This window comes from Pseudomonas putida (assembly GCF_030159595.1).
Classification (GTDB): Bacteria; Pseudomonadota; Gammaproteobacteria; order Pseudomonadales; family Pseudomonadaceae; genus Aquipseudomonas; species Aquipseudomonas putida_AC.
The window spans coordinates 849,261-871,985 of record NZ_BSKJ01000001.1 but is presented as its reverse complement, the minus strand read 5'-3'; the positions used below and the strand labels follow the sequence as shown (position 1 = coordinate 871,985).

22 protein-coding genes, 1 tRNA gene and 1 pseudogene are annotated in these 22,725 nt (G+C 62.7%); 14 read left to right on the top strand and 10 right to left on the bottom strand.

The window, feature by feature from the left end:
- Window position 1: 1 nt before the first annotated feature.
- A complete protein-coding gene (msrB, locus tag QQL85_RS04010) occupies window positions 2–397 on the bottom strand; it encodes a peptide-methionine (R)-S-oxide reductase MsrB (RefSeq protein ID WP_284355274.1) in 396 nt (131 codons plus the stop codon).
- A gap of 167 nt (window positions 398–564) precedes the next feature.
- Between msrB and QQL85_RS04005 the strand changes: the two genes are divergently transcribed.
- The gene (locus tag QQL85_RS04005; protein ID WP_284355273.1) at window positions 565–1,776 is read left to right on the top strand and encodes a pyridoxal phosphate-dependent aminotransferase; all 1,212 of its coding nucleotides are present in this window, start codon (window positions 565–567) and stop codon (window positions 1,774–1,776) included.
- Window positions 1,777–2,066: 290 nt separating this feature from the next.
- Entirely contained in the window at window positions 2,067–2,954 is an 888-nt protein-coding gene (htpX, locus tag QQL85_RS04000) for a protease HtpX (protein ID WP_016500929.1), read from the top strand.
- A 49-nt stretch (window positions 2,955–3,003) separates the two neighbouring features.
- On the opposite strand, the gene QQL85_RS03995 is transcribed toward htpX, so the two are convergent.
- Window positions 3,004–3,654 carry a thiopurine S-methyltransferase gene (locus QQL85_RS03995; RefSeq protein WP_284355272.1) on the bottom strand — a complete coding sequence of 217 codons (651 nt, stop codon included), beginning with the start codon at window positions 3,652–3,654 and terminating at the stop codon, window positions 3,004–3,006.
- 110 nt (window positions 3,655–3,764) lie between these two features.
- Here QQL85_RS03995 and QQL85_RS03990 point away from each other — a divergent pair, with 110 nt between their 5' ends.
- A complete protein-coding gene (locus QQL85_RS03990) occupies window positions 3,765–4,532 on the top strand; it encodes a DODA-type extradiol aromatic ring-opening family dioxygenase (protein WP_284355271.1) in 768 nt (255 codons plus the stop codon).
- Between the two features lie 64 nt (window positions 4,533–4,596).
- On the opposite strand, the pseudogene QQL85_RS03985 reads toward QQL85_RS03990, so the two are convergent.
- Together QQL85_RS03985 and QQL85_RS03980 are read right to left on the bottom strand one after the other, a co-directional pair.
- A pseudogene (locus tag QQL85_RS03985) lies at window positions 4,597–6,313 on the bottom strand (DEAD/DEAH box helicase).
- Between the two features lie 308 nt (window positions 6,314–6,621).
- Window positions 6,622–7,377 carry a spermidine synthase gene (locus tag QQL85_RS03980; protein ID WP_284355270.1) on the bottom strand — a complete coding sequence of 252 codons (756 nt, stop codon included), beginning with the start codon at window positions 7,375–7,377 and terminating at the stop codon, window positions 6,622–6,624.
- Window positions 7,378–7,493: 116 nt separating this feature from the next.
- Between QQL85_RS03980 and QQL85_RS03975 the strand changes: the two genes are divergently transcribed.
- On the top strand, window positions 7,494–8,840 hold the full coding sequence (locus tag QQL85_RS03975) for a class II 3-deoxy-7-phosphoheptulonate synthase (protein WP_004575935.1): 1,347 nt from the start codon (window positions 7,494–7,496) through the stop codon (window positions 8,838–8,840).
- Between the two features lie 216 nt (window positions 8,841–9,056).
- On the opposite strand, the gene QQL85_RS03970 is transcribed toward QQL85_RS03975, so the two are convergent.
- A complete protein-coding gene (locus QQL85_RS03970; RefSeq protein ID WP_284355319.1) occupies window positions 9,057–9,806 on the bottom strand; it encodes a sulfite exporter TauE/SafE family protein in 750 nt (249 codons plus the stop codon).
- 113 nt (window positions 9,807–9,919) lie between these two features.
- Between QQL85_RS03970 and QQL85_RS03965 the strand changes: the two genes are divergently transcribed.
- From QQL85_RS03965 to QQL85_RS03955, 3 genes are all read left to right on the top strand, one after another.
- Window positions 9,920–10,873 (top strand): LysR family transcriptional regulator, encoded by a 954-nt coding sequence (locus QQL85_RS03965; RefSeq protein ID WP_284355269.1) that lies wholly within the window; start codon window positions 9,920–9,922, stop codon window positions 10,871–10,873.
- A gap of 57 nt (window positions 10,874–10,930) precedes the next feature.
- Window positions 10,931–11,386 carry a MarR family winged helix-turn-helix transcriptional regulator gene (locus QQL85_RS03960; RefSeq protein WP_284355268.1) on the top strand — a complete coding sequence of 152 codons (456 nt, stop codon included), beginning with the start codon at window positions 10,931–10,933 and terminating at the stop codon, window positions 11,384–11,386.
- Between the two features lie 140 nt (window positions 11,387–11,526).
- Window positions 11,527–11,955: an organic hydroperoxide resistance protein gene (locus QQL85_RS03955; RefSeq protein WP_284355267.1), complete on the top strand. Its 429-nt coding sequence runs from the start codon at window positions 11,527–11,529 to the stop codon at window positions 11,953–11,955.
- Between the two features lie 59 nt (window positions 11,956–12,014).
- Here QQL85_RS03955 and QQL85_RS03950 read toward each other — a convergent pair whose 3' ends face one another.
- Together QQL85_RS03950 and earP are read right to left on the bottom strand one after the other, a co-directional pair.
- On the bottom strand, window positions 12,015–12,587 hold the full coding sequence (locus tag QQL85_RS03950) for an elongation factor P (RefSeq protein WP_028634770.1): 573 nt from the start codon (window positions 12,585–12,587) through the stop codon (window positions 12,015–12,017).
- Between the two features lie 48 nt (window positions 12,588–12,635).
- Complete coding sequence (gene earP, locus QQL85_RS03945) at window positions 12,636–13,769, bottom strand: elongation factor P maturation arginine rhamnosyltransferase EarP (RefSeq protein WP_284355266.1); 1,134 nt, start codon at window positions 13,767–13,769, stop codon at window positions 12,636–12,638.
- Between the two features lie 130 nt (window positions 13,770–13,899).
- On the opposite strand from earP, the gene QQL85_RS03940 reads away from it, so the two are divergent.
- The gene (locus tag QQL85_RS03940) at window positions 13,900–14,292 is read left to right on the top strand and encodes a hypothetical protein (RefSeq protein ID WP_284355265.1); all 393 of its coding nucleotides are present in this window, start codon (window positions 13,900–13,902) and stop codon (window positions 14,290–14,292) included.
- A gap of 2 nt (window positions 14,293–14,294) precedes the next feature.
- Window positions 14,295–14,765 (top strand): GreA/GreB family elongation factor, encoded by a 471-nt coding sequence (locus QQL85_RS03935; RefSeq protein ID WP_284355264.1) that lies wholly within the window; start codon window positions 14,295–14,297, stop codon window positions 14,763–14,765.
- A gap of 8 nt (window positions 14,766–14,773) precedes the next feature.
- Here QQL85_RS03935 and QQL85_RS03930 read toward each other — a convergent pair whose 3' ends face one another.
- Window positions 14,774–15,712 (bottom strand): LysR family transcriptional regulator, encoded by a 939-nt coding sequence (locus QQL85_RS03930; RefSeq protein ID WP_284355263.1) that lies wholly within the window; start codon window positions 15,710–15,712, stop codon window positions 14,774–14,776.
- 118 nt (window positions 15,713–15,830) lie between these two features.
- On the opposite strand from QQL85_RS03930, the gene QQL85_RS03925 reads away from it, so the two are divergent.
- Window positions 15,831–16,580, top strand: a complete 750-nt coding sequence (locus QQL85_RS03925; RefSeq protein ID WP_284355262.1) for a 3-oxoacyl-ACP reductase family protein — start codon at window positions 15,831–15,833, stop codon at window positions 16,578–16,580.
- A 62-nt stretch (window positions 16,581–16,642) separates the two neighbouring features.
- Here QQL85_RS03925 and QQL85_RS03920 read toward each other — a convergent pair whose 3' ends face one another.
- Window positions 16,643–17,527, bottom strand: a complete 885-nt coding sequence (locus QQL85_RS03920; RefSeq protein WP_284355261.1) for a LysR family transcriptional regulator — start codon at window positions 17,525–17,527, stop codon at window positions 16,643–16,645.
- Between the two features lie 106 nt (window positions 17,528–17,633).
- On the opposite strand from QQL85_RS03920, the gene QQL85_RS03915 reads away from it, so the two are divergent.
- From QQL85_RS03915 to QQL85_RS03905, 3 genes are all read left to right on the top strand, one after another.
- Window positions 17,634–18,803 carry an MFS transporter gene (locus QQL85_RS03915; RefSeq protein ID WP_284355260.1) on the top strand — a complete coding sequence of 390 codons (1,170 nt, stop codon included), beginning with the start codon at window positions 17,634–17,636 and terminating at the stop codon, window positions 18,801–18,803.
- Between the two features lie 116 nt (window positions 18,804–18,919).
- On the top strand, window positions 18,920–19,300 hold the full coding sequence (locus tag QQL85_RS03910; protein ID WP_284355259.1) for a hypothetical protein: 381 nt from the start codon (window positions 18,920–18,922) through the stop codon (window positions 19,298–19,300).
- Window positions 19,301–19,376: 76 nt separating this feature from the next.
- Entirely contained in the window at window positions 19,377–21,518 is a 2,142-nt protein-coding gene (locus tag QQL85_RS03905) for a TonB-dependent siderophore receptor (RefSeq protein ID WP_284355258.1), read from the top strand.
- 197 nt (window positions 21,519–21,715) lie between these two features.
- Here QQL85_RS03905 and QQL85_RS03900 read toward each other — a convergent pair.
- Window positions 21,716–21,805, bottom strand: a tRNA-Ser gene (locus QQL85_RS03900).
- Between the two features lie 198 nt (window positions 21,806–22,003).
- Here QQL85_RS03900 and QQL85_RS03895 point away from each other — a divergent pair.
- Entirely contained in the window at window positions 22,004–22,693 is a 690-nt protein-coding gene (locus QQL85_RS03895) for a crotonase/enoyl-CoA hydratase family protein (protein ID WP_284355257.1), read from the top strand.
- The last annotated feature ends 32 nt before the right edge of the window (window positions 22,694–22,725 follow it).

The following is a 22,725-nucleotide window of genomic DNA, read 5'->3' as shown; positions in this document are numbered from 1 at the left end:
GTCAGTCGCGCGGGCGCAAGTCGATGCACACCGAGTTTATACAGTAGCGCAAGCCGGTCGGTGGTGGGCCATCGGGGAACACATGGCCCAGGTGCGCATCGCAGCGGGCGCAGGTGACCTCGGTGCGGATCATGCCGTGGGAGGTGTCACGGATCTCGATCATCGCGCTGTCCTCGATCGGCGCGTAGAAGCTCGGCCAGCCGCAGCCGGCGTCGAACTTGGTCTGCGCATCGAACAGTTTCGAGCTGCAGCAGATGCAGTGGTAGATACCATCGCGGCGCTCGCTGTTGTACTTGCCGCTGAACGGCCGCTCGGTGCCTTTGAGGCGGCATACCTGGTACTGCTCGGGGTCAAGCATCGACCGCCATTGTTCCAGGGTTTTTTCGATCTTTTGCATGTGGAAACCTCGGCAGGCTGAATTTCACCCCGCACCGCTTTTCCGGGGCGCGGGTGGCACGTATATTAGTTGGCTTCGTGTGCCAGGCGTTCAGTCTGGCACCCGCTTCCTGCCGTTTCAAACCTTTCGGCGGGGCGTAGCGCGTTTTCTCATATCGGGATCCCATCATGCAGTTCAGCAAATCGAACAAGCTCGCCAATGTCTGCTACGACATTCGCGGCCCAGTGCTCAAGCACGCCAAGCGCCTGGAAGAGGAAGGCCACCGCATCCTCAAGCTGAACATCGGCAACCCGGCGCCGTTTGGCTTCGAGGCGCCCGATGAAATCCTCCAGGATGTGATCCGCAACCTGCCCACCGCACAGGGCTACAGCGACTCCAAGGGCCTGTTCAGCGCGCGCAAGGCAGTGATGCAGTACTGCCAGCAAAAAGAAATCGAAGGCGTCACCATCGAGGACATCTACCTCGGCAACGGCGTGTCCGAGCTGATCGTCATGTCGATGCAGGCGCTGCTGAACAACGGCGACGAAGTGCTGATCCCGGCCCCCGACTACCCGCTGTGGACCGCCGCCGTGAGCCTGGCCGGCGGCAAGCCGGTGCACTACCTGTGCGACGAGCAGGCCGACTGGTTCCCCGACCTTGAAGACATCAAGGCCAAGATCACCCCGAACACCAAGGCCCTGGTGATCATCAACCCGAACAACCCGACCGGCGCGGTGTACTCCAAAGCGCTGCTGCTGGGCATGCTGGAGCTGGCCCGCCAGCACAACCTGGTGGTGTTCTCCGACGAGATCTACGACAAGATCCTCTACGACGAAGCCGTGCACATCAGCACCGCATCGCTGGCACCCGACCTGCTGTGCCTGACCTTCAACGGCCTGTCCAAGTCGTACCGTGTGGCGGGCTTCCGTTCCGGCTGGCTGATCATCTCCGGGCCCAAGCACCACGCGCTAAGCTACATCGAAGGCATCGACATGCTGGCCAACATGCGCCTGTGCGCCAACGTACCGGCCCAGCATGCCATCCAGACCGCACTGGGCGGCTACCAGAGCATCAACGACCTGGTGCTGCCGCCAGGCCGCCTGCTGGAGCAGCGCAACCGCACCTACGAGCTGCTCAACGACATCCCCGGCGTGAGCTGCGTGAAGCCGATGGGTGCGCTGTATGCGTTCCCGCGTATCGACCCTAAGGTGTGCCCGATTCTCAACGACGAGAAGTTCGCGCTTGACCTGCTGCTGTCGGAAAAGCTGCTGATCGTGCAAGGTACAGCGTTCAACTGGCCTTGGCCGGACCACTTCCGCGTGGTGACCTTGCCGCGTGTGGATGACCTCGAAGCGGCGATTGGCCGGATCGGTAATTTCCTGCGGACTTATTCGCAGTAAGTACTGACCTCATCGCCGGCAAGCCAGCTCCCACAGGCTCATCACAGGCCTGAACATTGTGGGGTCCCTGTGGGAGCTGGCTTGCCGGCGATGGGCTGCACAGCAGCCCCTTGCAATCTCACAGGATGTTTCTTACATCCTGCAACGCTCTATCCCACAGCCCCCGCGCCATCCTCTGCCATACTCCGCCGTACACAGTTTGAAATAGTCGCCCGATTGAATCGGCGCGGCAGGCCCCTTATATACCCCGCAGTAAGCGACAATTCATCCGTCAGGAGAACGTAACAACCATGATGCGCATTCTGTTGTTTGTGGCCACCAACCTCGCGGTGGTGCTGGTTGCAAGCATTACCCTGAGCCTGTTCGGTTTCAACGGGTTTATGGCCGCCAACGGGGTCGACCTGAACCTCAGCAGCCTGCTGGTGTTCTGCGCCGTGTTCGGCTTTGCCGGCTCCCTGGTTTCGCTGTTCATCTCCAAATGGATGGCGAAGATGACCACTGGCACCCAGATCATCAGCCAACCTCGCACCCGCCACGAGCAGTGGTTGTTGCAAACGGTCGAAGAGCTGTCGCGTGAAGCGGGCATCAAAATGCCCGAGGTGGGTATCTTCCCAGCGTACGAGGCCAACGCCTTCGCCACCGGCTGGAACCGTAACGACGCGCTGGTAGCCGTGTCGCAGGGCCTGCTGGAGCGTTTCTCGCCCGATGAAGTGCGCGCGGTGCTGGCCCACGAGATCGGCCATGTGGCCAACGGTGACATGGTCACCCTGGCGCTGGTGCAGGGTGTGGTGAACACCTTCGTGATGTTCTTCGCACGCATCATCGGCAACTTCGTCGACAAGGTCATCTTCAAAAACGAAGAAGGCCAGGGCATTGCCTACTATGTGGCGACCATCGTTGCCGAGCTGATCCTGGGCATCCTGGCCAGCATGATCGTGATGTGGTTCTCGCGCCGCCGCGAATACCGCGCCGACGAAGCCGGCGCGCAGCTGGCCGGTACCTCGGCCATGATCGGCGCCCTGCAGCGCCTGCGTGTGGAGCAAGGCTTGCCGGTGCACATGCCTGATACGATGAAGGCCTTCGGCATCAATGGCGGCCTGAAGCACGGCCTGGCCGGGCTGCTGATGAGCCACCCGCCGCTGGAAGACCGTATCGAGGCCCTGCGCCGTCGCGGTTGATCCACCAGCAATGCAAAAAGGGCGACTTCGGTCGCCCTTTTTTATGCTGTCACCGGCTAACCCGGTACACCCGCTCCAACAGACTGGTAACCCCGGCCTGCGAAAACTTCGGACTTTCCTGAATAAGCTCCGCAACCTCCAGCTCATCCAACTGCCACTTGGCAAACCCCTGCCGCACCTCTTCATCCCCCACCGAAAACGGCGGCCCAGCCAGCAGCGCCTGGTCATAATCCAGCGTCACCAGCACCCCCCGACAGCTCACCGGCAACAATGCCGACAATGCCTGCATGTATTGCCGGCGCATCTGCGGCGGCAACGCAATCAGTGCCGCCCGATCATAGAACCCCTCACAGTCACCAATATCACCCGCCCGCAACGCAAAGAAATCGCCACACCACAGCTCCACATCACCATGACGCCACACCTGGAAGGCGCCGTGCTCACGCACCTCGGGCTCAAGCCCATGCTCACGAAAGAAATCCTCCACCGCCCGCCGCGACAGCTCCACACCTAACACGCGATACCCCTGACCCGCCAACCAGGCCAGGTCAAGGCTTTTGCCGCACAAAGGCACCAAAACGCGACCGCCAGACGCAAGGCCCAATGCTGGCCAGTGCGCCTGCAGGTAAGGATTGACCTGCCCCTGGTGAAAGCCGATCTGGTTGTCGGCCCACCGTTTGTACCAGAACGCTGGCTCCATGGTTGCTCCTTGTTTATCGAGAAAACCGATAGAAAACGCGAAAAACTTGCGATGGATATCGATCAGTTTCTGATCGAAGATGAGTGCATCTTAACCTTCAGGACCTTGCCATGCTGCCCAGCCTGTTCATCTCCCATGGTTCCCCCATGCTCGCTCTGCACCCCGGCGCCAGCGGGCCGGCGTTGACCGGGCTGGCCAACAGCCTGCCACGGCCCAAGGCCATCGTGGTGGTGTCGGCACACTGGGAGAGCCGTGAACTGCTGGTGACCAGCAGCGTACAACCCGAAACCTGGCACGACTTCTACGGTTTCCCACCAGCCTTGTACGCAGTGCAGTACCCGGCGCCGGGCGAACCTACGCTGGCTGCCAAGGTAGGCGAACGGCTGATGGCTGCCGGCCTGCCGGCCCGCCTGGACGCGCAACGGCCGTTCGACCACGGGGCCTGGGTGCCGCTTTCGCTGATGTACCCGGATGCGAGCATTCCGGTGGTGCAGGTTTCGCTGCCCAGCCATATGGGGCCAGCGCTGCAGGTGAAGGTGGGCCAGGCGCTGGCCGGGCTGCGCGACGAGGGTGTTCTGCTGATAGGGTCGGGCAGCATTACCCATAACCTGGGCGAGCTGGACTGGCATGCCGGGCCGGATGTGATCGAGCCTTGGGCACTGGCGTTCAGGGATTGGGTAGTGGAGCGGCTACAGGCGGATGATCAGGCGGCGCTGCTGGATTACCGGAAGCAGGCGCCTTATGCAGTGCGTAATCATCCCAGTGATGAGCATTTGCTGCCGCTGTACTTTGCAATGGGGGCTGGAGGCAAGTACGGCGTGGTGCACCAAGGGTTCACCTTGGGTGCCTTGGGGATGGACATTTATCGGTTCGACTGACGGGCCCTATCGCCGGCAAAAAAAATCCCCAGCCAAGGCCGGGGATTTTTTCATTGCGCCAGGATCAATCCTCGCGGTAGCGACGCAGCTTCAGCTGCTTGCCTGCCACGCGGGTGTCCTTGAGCTTGGACAGCAGCTTCTCCAGGCCTTCTTCCGGCAGCTCGACCAGGCTGAAGCTGTCGCGCACCTGGATACGGCCGATGGCGTCACGGGCCAGGCCGCCTTCGTTGAGGATCGCACCCAGCAGGTTCTTGGCAGCGATACCGTCACGGGCACCCAGGGCGGTACGGCAACGCACGCGGCCTTCGGCCAGCGGCATTGGCGCACGGCGCTCGCGGTCACCACGATCAGGACGCTCGCTGCGCTCACCACGCTCGGTACGCTCGCCACGCGGGGCGCCAACGCCCGGCACCAGCGGCTGCTCACGCTCTACCGCCGCCAGGTCCAGTGCCTGGCCATTGGTGGCCTTGCGCAGCAGGGCCGAGGCCAGGGCACGCGCGCTGCAACCCAGGTCGGTGGTCAGGCGGTCGAACAGGTCGCCGTGGGTGGCTTCGGCTTCGGCTACCAGCGGCGCCAGGCTCGAAGTCAGCTTCTTGATGCGAGCATCCAGCACAGCCTGGGCATTCGGCAGGCGAGCTTCGGCTACCTTTTGACCCGTAACACGCTCGATCACCTGCAGCATGCGGCGCTCACGCGGGGTAACCAGCAGCAGCGCACGGCCATCGCGACCGGCACGGCCGGTACGGCCGATACGGTGTACGTAGGACTCCGGGTCGTACGGCATGTCAACGTTGAACACGTGAGTGATGCGCGGTACGTCCAGGCCACGCGCGGCGACGTCGGTGGCGACGACGATGTCCAGGCGACCATCCTTGAGCGAGTCGATCACGCGCTCACGCTGGTTCTGGGCAATGTCGCCGTTCAGCGCGGCAGCCTTGTAGCCTTTGGCTTCCAGCGCGGCAGCCAGGTCCAGGGTGGCTTGCTTGGTACGCACGAAGGCGATCAGTGCGTCGAACTCTTCCACTTCCAGCAGACGCAGCACAGCTGGGATCTTCTGGTCAGCGTGGACCATCAGGTGGGCCTGCTCGATCGCGGTGACGGTCTGGGTCTTGCTCTGGATCTTGACGTGCTTGGGCTCACGCAGGTGGCGCTCGGCGATCGAACGGATCGACGAAGGCAAGGTGGCGGAGAACAGCACGGTCTGACGGGTAGCCGGGATTGCGTCGAAGATCACTTCGAGGTCATCCATGAAGCCCAGCTTCAGCATCTCGTCGGCTTCGTCCAGTACCAGGTACTGCACGGTCGACAGGACTTTCTCGTCACGACGCAGGTGGTCGCACAGGCGGCCCGGGGTGGCCACGACGATTTGCGCGCCGTTGCGGATTGCACGCAGTTGTGGGCCCATCGGGGCACCGCCATACACGGCAACCACATTCACGCCTGGCATCTGCTTGGCGTAGGTTTCGAAAGCGGTAGCAACTTGCAGCGCCAACTCACGGGTTGGCGCCAGGATCAGGGCTTGCGGTTCGCGCTTGCTCACATCGATCTTGTTGAGGATCGGCAGGGCGAAGGCAGCGGTCTTGCCGGTGCCCGTCTGCGCCTGGCCGATCATGTCGTGACCGGCGAGGATGATCGGGATCGATTGTTGCTGAATGGCGGACGGCTCTTCGTAGCCGGTCGCCAGAACGGCAGCAACAATATTCGGATTAAGATCGAGAGCGGCGAAGCCGCCGGTTTCCTGGGTCATGGGTCTGCCTCTAGGTGCATCCGCAAAGACCCATGCTCCAAAGCTGCACATGCCTTGAAAGACCGTCAGGTCACCCAGGCAGCTTTGGCGGCGGGGATTTGCGAAAACGATTGAAAAAGAAAACGTGGGAAGGTCCGCCTAGCGGACGTGCAGCCGAAGCTGGACTCGGAGGATTTGCACCACCTGATTTTGAGGTCCGCTAAAAGACCGGCGCGTACTATACCCGAAATCGTGCAGGGACGTGAGGAATATTTTCAGGGTGCAAGGCCAGTATCGGGCCATCATCAAACAGACGCTGAAACGATTCCCGCCTGTGATTCCGCGAAGAAAGCAACGCCGTCTTCAGGTAGCCGGCCGAATCTCACGGATCAACCCTTCAAGGCTGTACCCCAACTGCGGTGCCAGCGCCTCGGCCCTGGCTCGCAACCCTTCCAGGTCCAGCGTTTGCTCAAGGTCCGCCGGCACCAGCAAGATCACATTGCCCTCCTTCACCGGCAACTCCCAGTAATGCCGGTGGTATAACCCACGCAGCAACGCCGCACCCAGCGGTTTGCCATCATCTGTGGCCCACTGGTTGATGACCAACCAGCCATCCGGGTTCAGCTGCTGCTGACAGTTCGCCAGGAAGTTCCAGGCCAAGTGCCCCACGCCCGGCCCGTGGTCGGTGTACAGGTCGACGAACAACAAGTCAGCCTTCTCGGCCGTGGGCAGCAACTCAATGGCATCACCAATGCGCACATACAGGCGCGGGTCGTCATCCAGGCCCAGGTACTCCATGGCCAGCCGCGGCACGTCCGCGCGCAGCTCGATGGCTTCGATGTCTTCCAGCGGCAGGAACTTCATGCAGGCCTGGGTCAGCGTGCCTGCACCCAGGCCAAGAAACAGCGCGCTCTCAGGCTGCTCGTGGCACAGCGCCCCCACCAGCATGGCGCGGGTGTAGTCGTACTCCAGCCAACTGGGGTCGGCCGTGAACACACAGCTTTGCTCGATGGCATCGCCGAATTCCAGAAAGCGGTAGTCGTCCACTTCGTACACGCTGATGACGCCAAACGCGTCCTCTACCCGTGCCAGTAGCCGCTCTTCCCGTTCCGCCGTCATGCTTACCACCCGCCCGCGCAAAAACGCGCATTGTCCGTCAACACCCTTGATGCAACAAGCGCAGCGCCAACTGTTACCATGGCCCATAGCCTACAACCTACAAGACCGAGCCCAAGATGAACCAACCGTGGAGCCCTGACAGCTGGCGCGCCCTGCCGATCCAGCAGCAACCGACCTACCCCGATGCCGCGCACCTGCTGAAGGTTGAACAGACCCTGGCCAGCTACCCGCCACTGGTGTTCGCGGGCGAGGCACGCGAGCTGCGCCGGCAGTTTGCCGAGGTTACCGAAGGCCGTGCCTTCCTGCTGCAAGGGGGCGACTGCGCCGAAAGCTTTGCCGAGTTCTCGGCGGCGAAAATCCGCGACACCTTCAAGGTGCTGCTGCAAATGGCAATCGTGATGACCTTTGCCGCCGGCTGCCCGGTGGTCAAGGTGGGGCGCATGGCCGGCCAGTTCGCCAAACCGCGCTCCTCGGGCGATGAAACCATCGGCGACATCACCCTGCCCGCTTACCGCGGCGACATCGTCAACGGCATCGGTTTCGACGCCAAAAGCCGCATCCCCGACCCGGAGCGTCTGCTGCAGGCTTACCACCAGGCCACCGCCAGCCTCAACCTGTTGCGTGCCTTTGCCCAGGGCGGGTTTGCCGACCTGCACCAGGTGCACAAGTGGAACCTGGACTTCATCGCCAATTCGGCGCTGGCCGACAAGTACCACCAGTTGGCCAACCGCATCGACGAAACCCTGGCCTTCATGCGCGCCTGTGGCCTGGACAGCGCGCCGCAACTGCGCGAAACCAGTTTCTTCACCGCACACGAGGCGCTGCTGCTGAACTATGAAGAAGCCTTCGTGCGCCAGGACAGCCTGACCGGCGATTACTACGACTGCTCGGCGCACATGCTGTGGATCGGCGACCGCACCCGCCAGCTGGACGGCGCCCATGTGGAGTTCCTGCGTGGCGTGCACAACCCGATCGGGGTCAAGGTCGGTCCCAGCATGAACCCCGAAGAGCTGATCCGCCTGATCGACACGTTGAACCCGGCCAACGACCCCGGGCGCCTGAACCTGATCGTGCGCATGGGGGCGAGCAAGGTGGGCGACCACCTGCCGGGGCTGATCCGCACCGTCGAGCGCGAGGGGCGCAAGGTGCTGTGGAGTTCCGACCCGATGCACGGCAACACCATCAAGGCCAGCAGTGGCTACAAGACCCGCGATTTTGCGCAGATTCTGGATGAGGTGAAGCAGTTCTTCCAGGTGCACCAGGCCGAAGGCAGCCATGCTGGCGGTATTCACATCGAGATGACCGGGCAGAACGTCACCGAATGCATTGGCGGTGCCCGGCCAATCACCGAGGATGCGTTGTCTGACCGCTATCACACCCATTGTGACCCACGGATGAATGCCGATCAGTCGCTGGAGCTGGCGTTTTTGATTGCCGAGACGTTGAAGCAAGTACGACGCTAAGCGCCTTTTGCTGTTGCTGTTGCTGTTGCTGTTGCTGTTGATCTTGACCTTCGCGACTTCAGGAGCCCTGCGCCCGGCCTCCTGAAGTCGCAATCTGCGGCGCTGAGGCGAGCCAGTTCCTGCCGCTGCCAGCCCAGCCAGCGCGCCAAGACCGACTGTGCCGCGCCTGGAACTGCAAGGGTGGAGTAAGCCGCGGAGCTTCGCCCACCTACAACCTCAAAGCTCAAACCCGAGCATCACCGCACACACCACCAAAAACACACAGAACATTGCCCGCAGCACCTTTTCGGGCAATGCATGGGCCAACTTCACCCCCCAGCTGATGCTGAGCAAGCCACCCACCGCCAGCGGGATGCCCACACTCCAATCAACGCTATGGTGCACGCCATAGGTAACCAACGTCACCAAGGTGCTCGGCGCCGCCAACGCCAGCGATAACCCCTGCGCCACCACCTGGGTGGTGCCAAACACGCTGGTCAGGATTGGCGTGGCCACCACCGCCCCTCCCACCCCGAACAAGCCGCCCATGGTGCCGGCAAAACTGCCCAGCACACCCAACCACGGCCAGGCATAACGCAGCTCGGCGCTGGGCGGCGACACCTTCATGAACATCCGCGCCACGTTCCACACCGCCAGGGCCACCAGAAAACCGACAAAGCCCAAACGCATGGAATGCGCATCCAGCCCCACCGCCCAGATCGACCCCAACCAGGCGAACAGGAAGCTGCACGCCGACAGCGGCACGGCATGGCGCAGCTCGATGCGGTTACGCTGGTGATAACGCCACAGCGCCAGCAGCACGTTCGGCACCACCATCACCAACGCCGTACCCTGCGCCAGTTGCTGGTCCAGGCCGAACAACACGCCCAACGCCGGAATCGCAATCAGGCCGCCGCCAATGCCGAACAAGCCCCCCATGGTGCCCAGGGCTGCGCCCAGCACGATATACAACAACCACTCGATCATCAGGGCCTCATCCGCCTGTTTGCATAATGCGAGCATGCTAACGATTGCAGGCTGGCAGGGAAACGCACAGCAGCGCACAATGGCTGTGCGCTTTTCGCAAAAGCAAGGCAGCCATGAGCCCCGATACCCTGACCGACCAGTTGAGCCTGTTTCTCGATGTGCTGGAGACCGGCAGCTTTTCTGCCGCCGCCCGTCGCCACCCACTGACCCCGTCCGCCGTGGCCCGGCGCATCGACAACCTGGAAAGTGCCGTCGGCAGCCGCCTGTTCACCCGCAGCACCCACGCCGTACGCGCCACGCCTGCGGGCAATGCGTTTGCCGAACGGGCCAGGCGCATCATCGAGGAGCTGCGGCTGGCCCGGGCCGAGGCGGTATCACTGAGCAACGCCCCGGAAGGGCTGATCCGCATCGATGCCCCCGCCGCGTTCGGCCGCCGCCACCTGGCCCCGGCCATTGCCGACTTTCTGGTGGCCTACCCGGGCCTGGACGTGCAACTGCGCCTGATCGACAGCTTTGTCGACCTGCACGGCAGCCACCTGGGCGAGGTCGACCTGGTGCTGCGCGCCGGCCCCCTGGCCGACACCCGCCTGGTCGCCACGCCGCTGGCCTACATGGTGCGCATCGCCTGCGCCAGCCCCGCTTACCTGGCCAGCCGAGGCGTACCCACCTGCCCCAGCGAACTGCCCGGGCACGACGGCCTGGACTGGGACGGCCTGGCACCGCCGTTCGCCTGGCGCTTCAGCGTGGCCGGGCAAACCCGCCTGTATCGCCCTGCGCGCATGCGCATGGCCGCCAATAATGCCGAAACGCTGCTGTTCGGCGCCCTGGCCGGCTTAGGCGTTGCCCATCTGCCTACCTGGCTGATCAGTGAATACCTGCTGCGTGGCGAACTGGTCCCGTTGTTTTGCGACGGCGGCCTGCCCGCAGCCGAGACCAGCGGCATCTACGCGCTACGCCTGGAACATGAAACGAACTCTCGCAGCCGTTTACTGCTCGAATTCCTCAAGAACCGCTTCAGCCCGATTCCACCCTGGGACCTGGCCTTGCGCAATGAACTGCGCGAGTGATGCACGCACTAATGATCAGCGAGCCAGAATTTCCCATTGATACCTTCAAGGACCTGCATGAACGCCAACACCCAAGCCTCCTGTGACGAGCTGCTGCTGGACAACCAGGTCTGCTTTGCCCTGCACTCCACCTCGTTGCTGATGACCAAGGTCTACAAACCACTGCTGCAGGCACTAGGCCTGACTTACCCGCAGTACCTGGCCATGCTCGTGCTGTGGGAGCGCGACGGCCTGACCGTGGGCGAAATCAGCCAGCACCTGCTCACCGACCCAGGCTCACTGACCCCATTGCTCAAACGCCTGGAAAGCGAAGGCCTACTGCAGCGCAACCGAAGCCGTGAGGACGAACGGGTGGTGATGGTGCAACTGACCGACAAAGGTCGCGCCCTGCAACAACAGGCCAAAGAGGTGCCGCAGTGCATCCTCAAGGCCAGCGGGCGTAGCCTGGAGCAGCTGCAGCAACTGCAGGCCGACCTGCTGAACCTGCGCGAGAGCCTGCAGAAAAACCTCTGATAGCTATGCTGTGCAATGGCCGTTCGGATGAACGGTGACGATTTATCTTGCGCGCTAACTAATTGCGCGCTAATTTAAATCCCACACCCATCCGCGCCCTCCAGCAAACGGGAGCGCACAGCACATTAGCGAGGCTCAAGATGCAAAAGGTCACTCCGCTGTACATCGCAGAAGCTACCTCCACCGGTGGGCGCGACGGCAAATCCCGCTCCAGCGACGGCAAGCTGGTCGTCAGCCTGAGCACCCCCAAAGAACTGGGCGGCGCTGGCGGTGACGGCACCAACCCCGAGCAGATGTTCGCCGCCGGTTACTCGGCCTGCTTCATCGGCGCCCTCAAATTTGTAGCCGGGCAAGAGAAGAAAGCCCTGCCAGCAGATGCCTCGATCACCGCCAAGGTGGGGATTGGCCAGATCCCGGGCGGTTTCGGCCTGGACATCGACCTGCACATCAACCTGCCGGGCCTGGCCCAGACCGACGCCGAAGGGCTGGTGGAAAAAGCGCACAAGGTGTGCCCCTACTCCAACGCCACTCGTGGCAATGTGGATGTGCGCCTGCATGTGACCGTGTAAGTCGCAGCCATAAAAAAACCCGGCCGAAGCCGGGTTTTTCGTGCTCATTGCAAGAAGGATTACTTCTTGGAACGGCCCTTGTAGACGCCACCTTCGCGAGTGTCGATGTCGATCCACTCGTCGATGTTGATGAAGTCGGCAACCTGGAGTTCGGTACCGTTCTTCAGTTTGGCAGGCTTCATGACCTTACCCGAGGTGTCGCCGCGAGCAGCGTTCTCGGTGTAGACAACCTGACGGCTGATGGTGGTCGGCAGTTCAACCGATACCAGACGGCCTTCGAAGAACACCGCTTCGCAGACGTCTTCCATGCCTTCTTCGATGAACGGCAGAACGGCTTCGATGTCTTCGGCGTTCAGCTCGTACATGGTGTAGTCGGTGGTGTCCATGAAGGTGTACGAGTCACCGCTGATGAACGACAGGGTCGCTTCTTTGCGATCCAGGATCACGTCGTCCAGCTTGTCGTCCGCACCGTATACGGTTTCGGTCTTGTAGCCGGTCAGCAGGTTCTTCAGCTTGGTCTTCATGATCGCGCTGTTACGGCCCGACTTGGTGAACTCAGCTTTTTGAACCAGCCACGGATCGTTGTCGATGCGCAGGACGGTACCGGGTTTCAGTTCTTTACCAGTTTTCATTACGAAGTATCCGAATCTGGATGGATTTATAAAAATCGAGGCCGCGTATCATAGCGAATTTCGGTAAAAGTGTACTAGCGCTGTGGCAAGGTCCGGCTGAGCGGCCTGTTGCGCAGCCCAAAGCCGGGCATGCTGCTGCAGTTCTGGCCAGTGCTGGCGGGCCGCCCGCCAGGCCTGGGCCATGTCGTGGTCCATGTTCCAGGCACGCCACAGGCCCAGCAGGGCAGCGCAGGCTTCGTCTGACAACCCGCGTCGATAATGCGCGAGAAACGCTTCGAGTTTTTCCCAGTGGGCGTTCTCGTCCTGCACATAGATGTGCCACAGCATCGGCTGCCCGGCCCACTGCGCGCGCACAAACGAGTCTTCGCCGCGCACGGCATTGAAATCGCAACACCACAGCAACCGGTCGTAATCGTCCTGACTGACGAAGGGTAGGACCTGCACGGTCAGCGCCCCTTGCTTGCGCACGCAGCCCACTTGCAGGGCTGGCTCGCCAAGCCATTGGCTCAGCCCTGCGACGATGCGCCCTTGTGGCACCAGCAGGTGGCAGGGTTGGTCTGCCGCAGCCAAGGCATCAAGCCAGTTGCCCAACTGCGGGTTTTCGTACGCGAACAACGAAATCAGCAACGCCCCCGCCCCGGGGTTAACGCCAAGCCCCTGCAAGAAAGCCTGCCGCACTTCTGACGATTGCTGGACCGCGTCACGCCGCGCCAGCAGCGAGCCCTCACGCAGCAGGCCACCGGTGCTTTCGGTAAAACCAGGGAAGAAAAACACCTTGCGCAGGCCGTTGGGCTGCGGCGAAGGCAAGCCATGGCAGCCCTCCACCCAGTCCTCGGCACTGAGGTATTCCAGGTTAAGCCACAGCGGCGGCGTAGCGCAGGCGCGCATGGCTTCTATGTAAGGCGTCGGCAGCTGGCAGGCGAAAGCACCAATCACTACATCGGCTGGCGCCACCGGCAACCAGGCCGCCGGCCACTGGCGCACCTCCACGCCCTGCTGCCACTGCTGTGCAGCGGTGGCATCGGCCCCGGGGCACATGGGCGTGAACGCGTTCAGATCATCTACCCACAGGCGCACCGCCAGGCCATGCTCGGCCACCAGTTGCCGGGCCAGGCGCCAGGTCACACCGATATCACCGTAGTTGTCGACGACGCTGCAGAAGATGTCCCAAGTGGCTTTCATGCGCCCCTCCCGTGCGGGTGCAAAAACCGCGAATTCTGCGCATAAATTGTCGCCGACAAAAGCACCTGCGGGGAAAAATGCCCAGACGCATGCGACAATGCACCCTGACCGACCCTGCCAGGAGGCTACCATGCCCCGCCACCGTGAACTGAAAATCACCCTCAAGCCGTTGCCGTTGATTCTGTGCGTCGCCTTTGGCCTGTGGCTGGGCGCAGCGGCCATTGTGGCGAGCGCCTGGCTGGCGCTGTTGGTGTGGCCGCAGCAGGTGCAGCCGTTGGCCCAGGCCCTGCCCCCGAGCGTCCATCAGCCTGCACCGACAGCAACCACGGCAGGGGATGCCCAGGCCGAGATGTTCGACCGCTACAAGGACATCCTGCACAAGCAGGAACAGCAACAGGCCGCCGAAGCCGCCCAAGGCAACCCGCGCAACCTCAACAGCCCCAAGTGCCAGTTCTGGTTGCAGCAGAACCGCACCGCCCCCACCGACAAAAGCCAGGCCAATGTGCTGGAGTTCTGTTACTGACCATGAACAAGCCCCGCCTGCTGGCACAAATCGTTGCCACCCTCACGCATGACCTGGACGTGCTGACCCGTGCGGCACAAACCGCCTACGAGGCGGCCACCGCCGAAGAGAACATTGCCGAGAACAAATACGACACCCTGGGGTTGGAAGCCTCGTACCTGGCCACCGGGCAGGCGCGCCGCAGTGCAGAAATTCGCCAGGCACTGCTGATCTACCAGCAGTTGCTGTTGCGCGACTATGACCCGGCGCGTGGTGTGCAAATCACCAACCTGGTAACGCTGGAGGATGAGGACGGCGGGCAGCGCCGTTTGTTCCTCGGGCCTGAGGCGGCGGGGTTGAAGATTGGCGAGGGAGATGGGCTGGTGACCGTGATTACCCCACGTTCGCCGCTGGGGCAGCAACTGATGGGCAAAAAGTTTGATGATGAGGTGAGCCTGGGGACGCAGGCACTGTTCATTGTTGATGTTGCCTGAACGGGCCGTTACAAAACCTGCAAGGCATCAAACCGCCCCGCCAACCCCTGCTCGGCAAACTGCTCCACCACAAAGTCGATAAACGCCCGGGTCTTCCCTGGCAACAACTTGTGCTCGGCGAAGTACAGGCTGATGTGCCCGTCGTCCACATACCAGTCTGGCAACACCCGCCGCAGCCGCCCGCCCTGCAGGTAGGGCACGGCAAACGGCAGGCTCACCAGCGCAATCCCCAATCCCTGCTCCGCTACCGCACAGGCCGCATCCGAATCGCTCATGGTCATTGCCTGGCGCAATTGCAGCGGCTGCTGCGCCTGCCAGCGGCTGGTCAATGGCCACGAACGCACCCGCCCGGTCTGCGGTGAGCGAATCAGAATGCCGTCGTGCCGTTGCAATAACTGTGGGTCTTCGATTGGCGCAAATCGATCCAGATAGGCCGGCGCCCCCACCAGCACCCGGTGTGCCGGGGTCAGCTTGCGCGCCACCACCCCCGGCGGCAGTTCGAAACCACCGCCAATCGCCGCGTCGAACCCCTGGCCAATCAGATCAACCTGGCGGTTGTCGAAATGCCAGTCCGGGGTAATGGCTGGGTAGCGGCGCAAAAACTCACTTAGCAACGGCAACACATACAAGCGCCCGAACACCGTGCCCATGCTTACCCGCAGCAGCCCGGCCGGTTGGCCTTCAGCGCTGGCCAGGTTGGCCACGGCGTACTGGATAGTGCGAAAGCTGTCACTGACTTCCTCAAGAAAACGCTGCCCTGCTTCGGTCAATGTCAGCTTGCGGGTACTACGCTGGAACAACCGCACCCCCAGGCGCGCTTCCAGCTGGGCCACATGCTTGCCCACGGCGGCCGGGGTAATGCTCAGGCGCCTGGCGGCCTCGGCAAAGCTGCCGACCTCGGCACTGCGGATGAAGCATTCCAACGCGTTGAACGATTCCATAGCCATGATTGGCAACCAAAGGTTTACTCTGCCGATAGTGATTGCCATCTTATCAGCAGGTAATCAAGCGCCGATACTGCGCCCATCCAAGGCATATCGGCCTGGCTTCCAGCAGGAGATCAGCATGTCCAAGCAACGTTCACTCGAAGGCAAAGTGGCTCTGGTTCAGGGCGGTTCGCGTGGCATTGGTGCAGCCATCGTGCGGCGCCTGGCCCGCGAAGGCGCACAAGTGGCCTTCACCTATGTCAGCTCTGCCGGCCCGGCAGAAGAACTGGCCCGGGAAATTATCGAAAACGGCGGCAAGGCCCTGGCCCTGCGCGCCGACAGTGCCGACGCAGCGGCCGTGCAACTGGCCGTGGATGACGCAGTAAAAGCCTTCGGCAGGCTGGACATCCTGGTCAACAACGCCGGGGTGTTGGCGGTGGCCCCGGTCACCGAATTCGACCTGGCCGACTTCGACCGCATGCTGGCGGTGAACGTGCGCAGCGTGTTCGTCGCCAGCCAGGCCGCCGCGCGCTACATGGGCCAGGGTGGGCGCATCATCAACATCGGTAGCACCAACGCCGAGCGCATGCCGTTTGCCGGTGGCGCCCCCTATGCCATGAGCAAATCGGCCCTGGTCGGCCTGACCCGCGGCATGGCGCGTGACCTGGGGCCGCAGGGCATTACCGTGAACAATGTGCAGCCAGGGCCGGTGGACACCGACATGAACCCGGCCAGCGGCGAGTTTGCCGAAAGCCTGATCCCGCTGATGGCGATCGGGCGGTATGGCGAGGTGGATGAAATTGCCAGCTTCGTGGCCTATCTGGCAGGGCCTGAAGCCGGGTACATCACCGGGGCCAGTCTGACTGTGGATGGCGGGTTTGCAGCCTGACTGAAAGGCTGAGCCTGTGCCGAGCGCTTCGCGGGTCTACCCGCGAAAGGGGCGACACGGGTTCAACCCTGCCCAGCCCCCAGACTTTGCTCCATCACCTCCAGAAAGGCCCGGGCAGCAGGCGTTGGGCTGGGCGACCACACCGCATACAGGTGCCGCACCGGCGCATCCACCAGCCGCGCCACCGCCACACCGGCAATGCCCTGGGCCACCCGTTCCGGCACCAACCCCACCGCCATGCCCCGCTGCACGAACTTCTCCACCAAGCGTACATGTCCGATCTCGAACTGCACCCGACGCTGCAACCCCACTGCCTGAAACGCTTCGTCGGTCTGCCGTCGTGCGCCGGTGCCTTCGGGGAAGTCCACCAGCACTTCGCCCGCCAGGTCAGCCAGCGCCAGTTGCGCCCTACTCGCCAGCCGATGCCCCAATGGCAACAATGCCACCAGTTCCTCCCTGGCCAGCAAACGATGCTGCACACCCTGCACCACCTCACCCTGCCACAGACCAATAAAGCCCACGTCCAGGCGCCGCTCGATCACATCGGCGATCAGCAATTCGCTCTTGGCCGTGAGCCAGCGTACATCCACGTCCGGATAGCGACCGTGGAACACGGCCAGCAGGTCAACCAGATCCAGTGCGGTAAGCGAGCTGATTTCACCAATCGCCAGCCGCCCGCGCACCTGCCCGCAGGCCGCCGCCACGTCATCGGCAATGCGCCAGGCCGCTTCCACCGCCGGCCGGGCACTGAGTACGAACGCTTCCCCGGCAGGCGTCAGGCGCACTCGCCGCGAACTGCGCTCGAACAGGCTCACCCCCAATTGTGCCTCAAGCCTCGCCACCTGGTGGCTGAGCGCCGACTGCACCACATGACAACGCTCGGCTGCGCGGGTAAAGCTGCCGGTGTCGGCCACGGCAAGGGCGTACTCAAGCTGCTTGAGATTCATGCATCTATCTGCTTTCAAGATGGATAAGTTGAAAACTATACATTGGTGTCATGCCTGACACTTCTTGATAATCCACCCACTGACTACTGCCCGCCACGAGAACCGCATGAAAGCCCCCACTCTCAGCCGCGCCCTGATCCTGCTGATGGCCACCGCCACCGGCCTGGCCGTGGCCAGCAACTACTACGCCCAACCGCTGCTGCATAGCATCGCCGAGCAGTTTGGCCTGAGCACTGCCAGCGCCGGCAGCATCGTGATTGCCGCGCAACTCAGTTATGGCGCCGGCCTGTTACTGCTGGCACCGCTGGGTGACCTGTTCGAACAGCGCCGGCTGATTACCGTGATGACCGTTATCTCCACCCTAGGGCTGGTCATCAGCGCCTGTGCGCCAAGCCTGCCCTGGCTGATCCTCGGCACAGCGCTGACCGGGCTGTTCTCGGTGGTGGCGCAGATCCTCGTGCCGATGGCCGCTACCCTGAGCGAGCCGCATCAGCGTGGGCGCGCGGTCGGCACGCTGATGAGCGGCCTGCTGCTGGGCATCCTGCTGGCGCGCACCGCAGCCGGCTTCATGGCCGAGTTGGGCGGCTGGCGCAGCATCTATGTGCTGGCCGCCGTACTGATGGCGATCACCGCCGTGGCGCTGTACCGCAGCTTGCCACAGCATCACAGCCACGCCGGGCTGAAGTACCCGGCGTTGATCGGCTCGGTGTTCCGCCTGTTCCTCGAAGAGCCCGTACTGCGCCTGCGTTCACTGCTCGGCCTGCTGTCGTTCAGCCTGTTTGCGCTGTTCTGGACACCGCTGGCGTTTCTGCTGGCAAAAGGTCCCTACCATTATTCGGATGCCGTGATCGGCCTGTTCGGCCTGGCCGGCGCGGCGGGTGCGCTGTCGGCCAACTGGGCCGGGCGACTGGCCGACCGTGGCAAGGGCTCACTGGGCACCACCGTGGGCCTAGTGGTGTTGCTGCTGTCGTGGGTGCCGTTGGGGTTTGCCGAACAGTCACTGCCAGCGTTGCTGCTGGGCGTGCTGATGCTCGACCTGGCAGTGCAACTGGTGCACGTCAGCAACCAGAACGCAGTCATTGCCCTACGGCCCGAGGCGCGTACACGGCTGAATGCCGGGTACATCACCTGCTACTTCATTGGCGGGGCGCTGGGGTCGCTGCTGGGTACACAGTTGTTCCAGCACCAGGGTTGGAAGGGCATTGTAGTAGCAGGCCTGGTGATAGGCGGGCTGGCGTTGCTGGCGTGGGGATTGGCTAATCGAAAGGCAGCTTGATCCTTACAAGGGCGACATCGTACCGCACTACCCTCCGTCGTATTGCCGTTGACTTGCCTGCCCGGGCAGCGCTCAGTAGGCGCTGGTCAATGCCCTTTCCCTGACAGGACGACGTTATGACAAGACTCACGGTGCAATCCGGCGATTTCTTGCAAGGTGAAGGCGAGTATCGCAACGGATCGCTCACACTCAAGACCCCGCGCAGCCCCTCCCCGGGTGAGCGGATTTCCCTGGCCCGCATCAGCGACTTGCGGTTGGCCAGCCTGGAACCCAGCCGCAGCCTGGGCAGCGCCCTTGGCTGGGGCGTGGCCGGCGCCCTGGTGGCCGGGCCCGTGGGCTTGCTGGCCGGGCTGTGGCTGGGTGGCAAGGAAGAAGAAGCCACCTTCCTGGCCACCTTCAAGGATGGGCGCAAGCTCATGGCGATAACTGACGGCAAAACCTGGTCAAAAATCGATGACAGTTGGCGGCAGCACAAGCGGCCAGCCAACCAGGACTGAATATCGCGGGGCCCGGATCGTTTTATGCTGAGGGCGGCTGTTAAGATGCCGCCTTTTTCATGGTCGGAGCCCTCGCATGCCCCCGCGTCACCCCCGCCTGCCCCTGAGCCTGCTCAGCCTGGGCCTGGCCCTGCATTGCCCCCATGTGCTTGCCGAAGACAGCGTGGTGCTGGCGCCGCTGCAGGTATCCGACACCTATTCCAACGATGGCTACCAGGCACGCCAGGCAGCAGTGGGTGGCTTGCAGCCCGCACCCTTGCTCGATACGCCCGCCTCGGTCAGTGTGTTCAGCCAGCCACTGCTGGAAGACCGCCAGGTGCGCAAGCTCAGCGAAGTCCTGCAAAGTGACGCCTCTGTGGGCGAAAGCTATGCCCCCATCGGCTACTACGAAAACTTCAACGTGCGCGGCTTCGAGCTGAATGCCGCCAGCAGCTACCGCATCAATGGCCAGACCATCGCCGGCGAGCAGAACGTGGCGCTGGAAAACAAACAGCAAGTAGAACTGCTCAAGGGCCTGTCAGGTTTGCAGAGCGGCGTGTCTGAGCCAGGCGGCCTGGTCAACTATGTGACCAAGCGCGCCGAGGAGGTGCGCAGCGTTACCGTGTCGACCAACGCACAAGGCGAACGCTACCTGGCCACCGACCTGGGCGGTTGGTTCGGCAGCGAAAAGCAGTTTGGCCTGCGCGCCAACCTGGCCCATGAAGACATCCGCGCCTACGTCGACCACGCCGACGGCAAGCGCGATTTCGCCTCGCTGGCCTTCGACTGGCAAATCAACCCGGATGCCACCTTGCAGCTGGATGCCGAATACCAGCACCGCGAACAGTACTCGGTGCCGGGTTACCAACTGCTGGGCGGTACCGACGTGCCCCACGGCATAGACCCGGCTGACCGCCTGGCTTACCAGGATTGGGCCAAGCCCGTGCAGAACGACTCGCTGAACCTGGGCGGGCGCTTCGAGTACCGCTTCAACGAGGCCTGGACGGGCACTTTGAGCGCCTCTCGCAGCAAGGTGGTGATCGACGACTACAGCGCGTTTGCCTGGGGAAGCGAAGATGGCTGGCAGTCTCATTTCAGCCCGGAAGGCGACTACGATATCTATGATTTCCGCAGCCCTGACGACACCAGGCGCGTCGATGAGGCACAGGCGATGGTCAACGGACGGTTTGACGTTGCCGGCAACAGCCATGAGTTGACCGTGGGGACCAGCGCTCAACGTCGGACGCTGGATCAACGCACCTACTACAACGAGCTTCTGGAACACCCCGGAAATATCGACACAGGCTCCCCAGCCCAACCACCTTCCGACAAACCCATTGGCGCCAGCGAACGCCGCCTGGACAGCCGCCAGTATGGCCTGTTCGTCAGCGATCGCATCAGCTTCAACGAGCAATGGCAAACTGTACTGGGCGCCCGCGAAGTGCGCCTGGATGAAAAGACCTGGGACGAGAACGGGGTTGCCGGGCGCCATACCCGCCAGTATGAGTTGCTGCCCAATGCTGCGCTTATCTATAAGCCGCAGCCGAACACCACGGTATACGCCAGCTATGCCAAGGGCCTGTCGGCCGGCGGCACAGCGCCGTGGTTTGCGCTGAACAAATTCGAAATCCTTGCCCCCACGACCTCCCACCAACTGGAACTGGGCCTCAAACATGACTGGCAAGGCCTGAGCCTCAGCGCCGCGCTGTTCCAGATCCGCCAGGCCTACCAGTACGCACGCCCCGACGACACGGGCTACTTCACCTATGTGCAGCAGGGCCAGCAGAAAAACACCGGCCTGGAACTGGGCGCCAGCGGCTGGGTGACCCGGAACCTGCAAGTGCAGGCCAGTGCCGCAGCCATTCGGGCGCGGGTGCAGAACAGCGGTACCGATGCTTATGAAGGCCATCAGGCAATCAATGTGCCCAGGTTCCGGGCAGCGCTGCACGCGGAATACACGTTGCCGGTGCCGGGGCTGGCGCTGCTGGGCGGGGCACGGTACAGCGCCAGCAAGTATGCAAGCCAGGCGGGGAACGTGGAGGTTGGCGGGTATACCGTGTTCGACGTGGGTAGCCGCTACCGCACACATATCGGCGGGTATGACACGGTGCTGCGCCTGACCGTGGATAACGTGTTCGACAAACGCTATTGGCGCGATGTGGGGGACTACCTGGGGGATAACTACCTGTTCCAGGGCGCGCCACGTACCGCTCGGCTGTCGGCTTCGGTCAGCTTTTAGCTAGCAGGGGCTACCTGTGGGAGCGGGCTTGCCCCGCGAACACCGGCAAAGCCGGTGCCATACACCGCGTCGCCTGCTTCGCGGGACAAGCCCGCTCCCACAAACAGGTATCCCGCCGGCCTTTGAGTATTGCCCGCCCAAAGGCCCAGAATGCAAAAAGCCCCCGGCTTTTCAGCGCGGGGGCTCTTCGCAGAATGTGGCGGTGAAGAAGGGATTTGAACCCTTGATACGATTTCTCGTATACACACTTTCCAGGCGTGCTCCTTCGACCACTCGGACACTTCACCGTTTCTCTTCAAGCCTTGCAGCCCGTCGAGGTGCGCTAATTTAGTGAAAGCGCTTTCCTTTGGCAAGCATTTTTTTCAGTTTTTTCATGTATTTGCATTTGAGCCACGGTGAACACTGACCGACCAGTCAGCCTTGCTGCTTTACCTGGCCTCTGGCGCTGGGTAACGTCGTCGCCACGCCAACAAAAGGACTCTGCCATGAGCGAGCTGATTACCTACCACGCCGAAGACGGCATCGCCACCCTGACCCTGAACAACGGCAAGGTCAACGCCATCTCGCCGGACGTCATCACCGCCTTCAACGCCGCGCTCGACCGCGCCGAACAGGAGCGCGCCGTGGTGATCATCACCGGGCAGCCGGGCATTCTGTCTGGCGGTTACGACCTCAAGGTGATGACCAGCGGCCCGAAAGAAGCCATCAGCCTGGTCACTGCTGGCTCCACCCTCGCCCGCCGCCTGCTGTCGCACCCGTTCCCGGTGGTGGTCGCCTGCCCTGGCAATGCCGTGGCCAAGGGCGCCTTCCTGCTGCTGTCGGCCGACTACCGCATTGGCGTCGAAGGGCCGTTCAAGGTGTGCCTGAACGAAGTGCAGATCGGCATGACCATGCACCATGCCGGCATTGAACTGGCTCGCGACCGCCTGCGTCGTTCGGCTTTCCATCGTTCGGTGATCAACGCCGAGGTGTTCGACCCGCACGCGGCGGTGGATGCCGGATTCCTCGACAAGGTGGTGCCGGCTGAACAATTGCAGGAAGCGGCGCTGGCGACGGCGCGGGAGTTGAAGAAGCTGAACATGCTGGCGCACAAGAACACCAAGTTGAAGGTGCGCAAAGGGCTGCTGGAAGCGCTGGACAAGGCGATCGAGCTGGACCAGCACCCTATGGGCTAACCGCACCGGCCCTTTCGCGGGTAAACCCGCTC

Excerpts from the sequence above, each read along its gene's own strand:
- msrB (WP_284355274.1), bottom strand. The coding sequence starts at position 397 with ATGCAAAAGATCGAAAAAACCCTGGAACAATGGCGGTCGATGCTTGAC.
- QQL85_RS04005 (WP_284355273.1), top strand. The coding sequence starts at position 565 with ATGCAGTTCAGCAAATCGAACAAGCTCGCCAATGTCTGCTACGACATT.
- htpX (WP_016500929.1), top strand. The coding sequence starts at position 2,067 with ATGATGCGCATTCTGTTGTTTGTGGCCACCAACCTCGCGGTGGTGCTG.
- QQL85_RS03995 (WP_284355272.1), bottom strand. The coding sequence starts at position 3,654 with ATGGAGCCAGCGTTCTGGTACAAACGGTGGGCCGACAACCAGATCGGC.
- QQL85_RS03990 (WP_284355271.1), top strand. The coding sequence starts at position 3,765 with ATGCTGCCCAGCCTGTTCATCTCCCATGGTTCCCCCATGCTCGCTCTG.
- QQL85_RS03980 (WP_284355270.1), bottom strand. The coding sequence starts at position 7,377 with ATGACGGCGGAACGGGAAGAGCGGCTACTGGCACGGGTAGAGGACGCG.
- QQL85_RS03975 (WP_004575935.1), top strand. The coding sequence starts at position 7,494 with ATGAACCAACCGTGGAGCCCTGACAGCTGGCGCGCCCTGCCGATCCAG.
- QQL85_RS03970 (WP_284355319.1), bottom strand. The coding sequence starts at position 9,806 with ATGATCGAGTGGTTGTTGTATATCGTGCTGGGCGCAGCCCTGGGCACC.
- QQL85_RS03965 (WP_284355269.1), top strand. The coding sequence starts at position 9,920 with ATGAGCCCCGATACCCTGACCGACCAGTTGAGCCTGTTTCTCGATGTG.
- QQL85_RS03960 (WP_284355268.1), top strand. The coding sequence starts at position 10,931 with ATGAACGCCAACACCCAAGCCTCCTGTGACGAGCTGCTGCTGGACAAC.
- QQL85_RS03955 (WP_284355267.1), top strand. The coding sequence starts at position 11,527 with ATGCAAAAGGTCACTCCGCTGTACATCGCAGAAGCTACCTCCACCGGT.
- QQL85_RS03950 (WP_028634770.1), bottom strand. The coding sequence starts at position 12,587 with ATGAAAACTGGTAAAGAACTGAAACCCGGTACCGTCCTGCGCATCGAC.
- earP (WP_284355266.1), bottom strand. The coding sequence starts at position 13,769 with ATGAAAGCCACTTGGGACATCTTCTGCAGCGTCGTCGACAACTACGGT.
- QQL85_RS03940 (WP_284355265.1), top strand. The coding sequence starts at position 13,900 with ATGCCCCGCCACCGTGAACTGAAAATCACCCTCAAGCCGTTGCCGTTG.
- QQL85_RS03935 (WP_284355264.1), top strand. The coding sequence starts at position 14,295 with ATGAACAAGCCCCGCCTGCTGGCACAAATCGTTGCCACCCTCACGCAT.
- QQL85_RS03930 (WP_284355263.1), bottom strand. The coding sequence starts at position 15,712 with ATGGCTATGGAATCGTTCAACGCGTTGGAATGCTTCATCCGCAGTGCC.
- QQL85_RS03925 (WP_284355262.1), top strand. The coding sequence starts at position 15,831 with ATGTCCAAGCAACGTTCACTCGAAGGCAAAGTGGCTCTGGTTCAGGGC.
- QQL85_RS03920 (WP_284355261.1), bottom strand. The coding sequence starts at position 17,527 with ATGAATCTCAAGCAGCTTGAGTACGCCCTTGCCGTGGCCGACACCGGC.
- QQL85_RS03915 (WP_284355260.1), top strand. The coding sequence starts at position 17,634 with ATGAAAGCCCCCACTCTCAGCCGCGCCCTGATCCTGCTGATGGCCACC.
- QQL85_RS03910 (WP_284355259.1), top strand. The coding sequence starts at position 18,920 with ATGACAAGACTCACGGTGCAATCCGGCGATTTCTTGCAAGGTGAAGGC.
- QQL85_RS03905 (WP_284355258.1), top strand. The coding sequence starts at position 19,377 with ATGCCCCCGCGTCACCCCCGCCTGCCCCTGAGCCTGCTCAGCCTGGGC.
- QQL85_RS03895 (WP_284355257.1), top strand. The coding sequence starts at position 22,004 with ATGAGCGAGCTGATTACCTACCACGCCGAAGACGGCATCGCCACCCTG.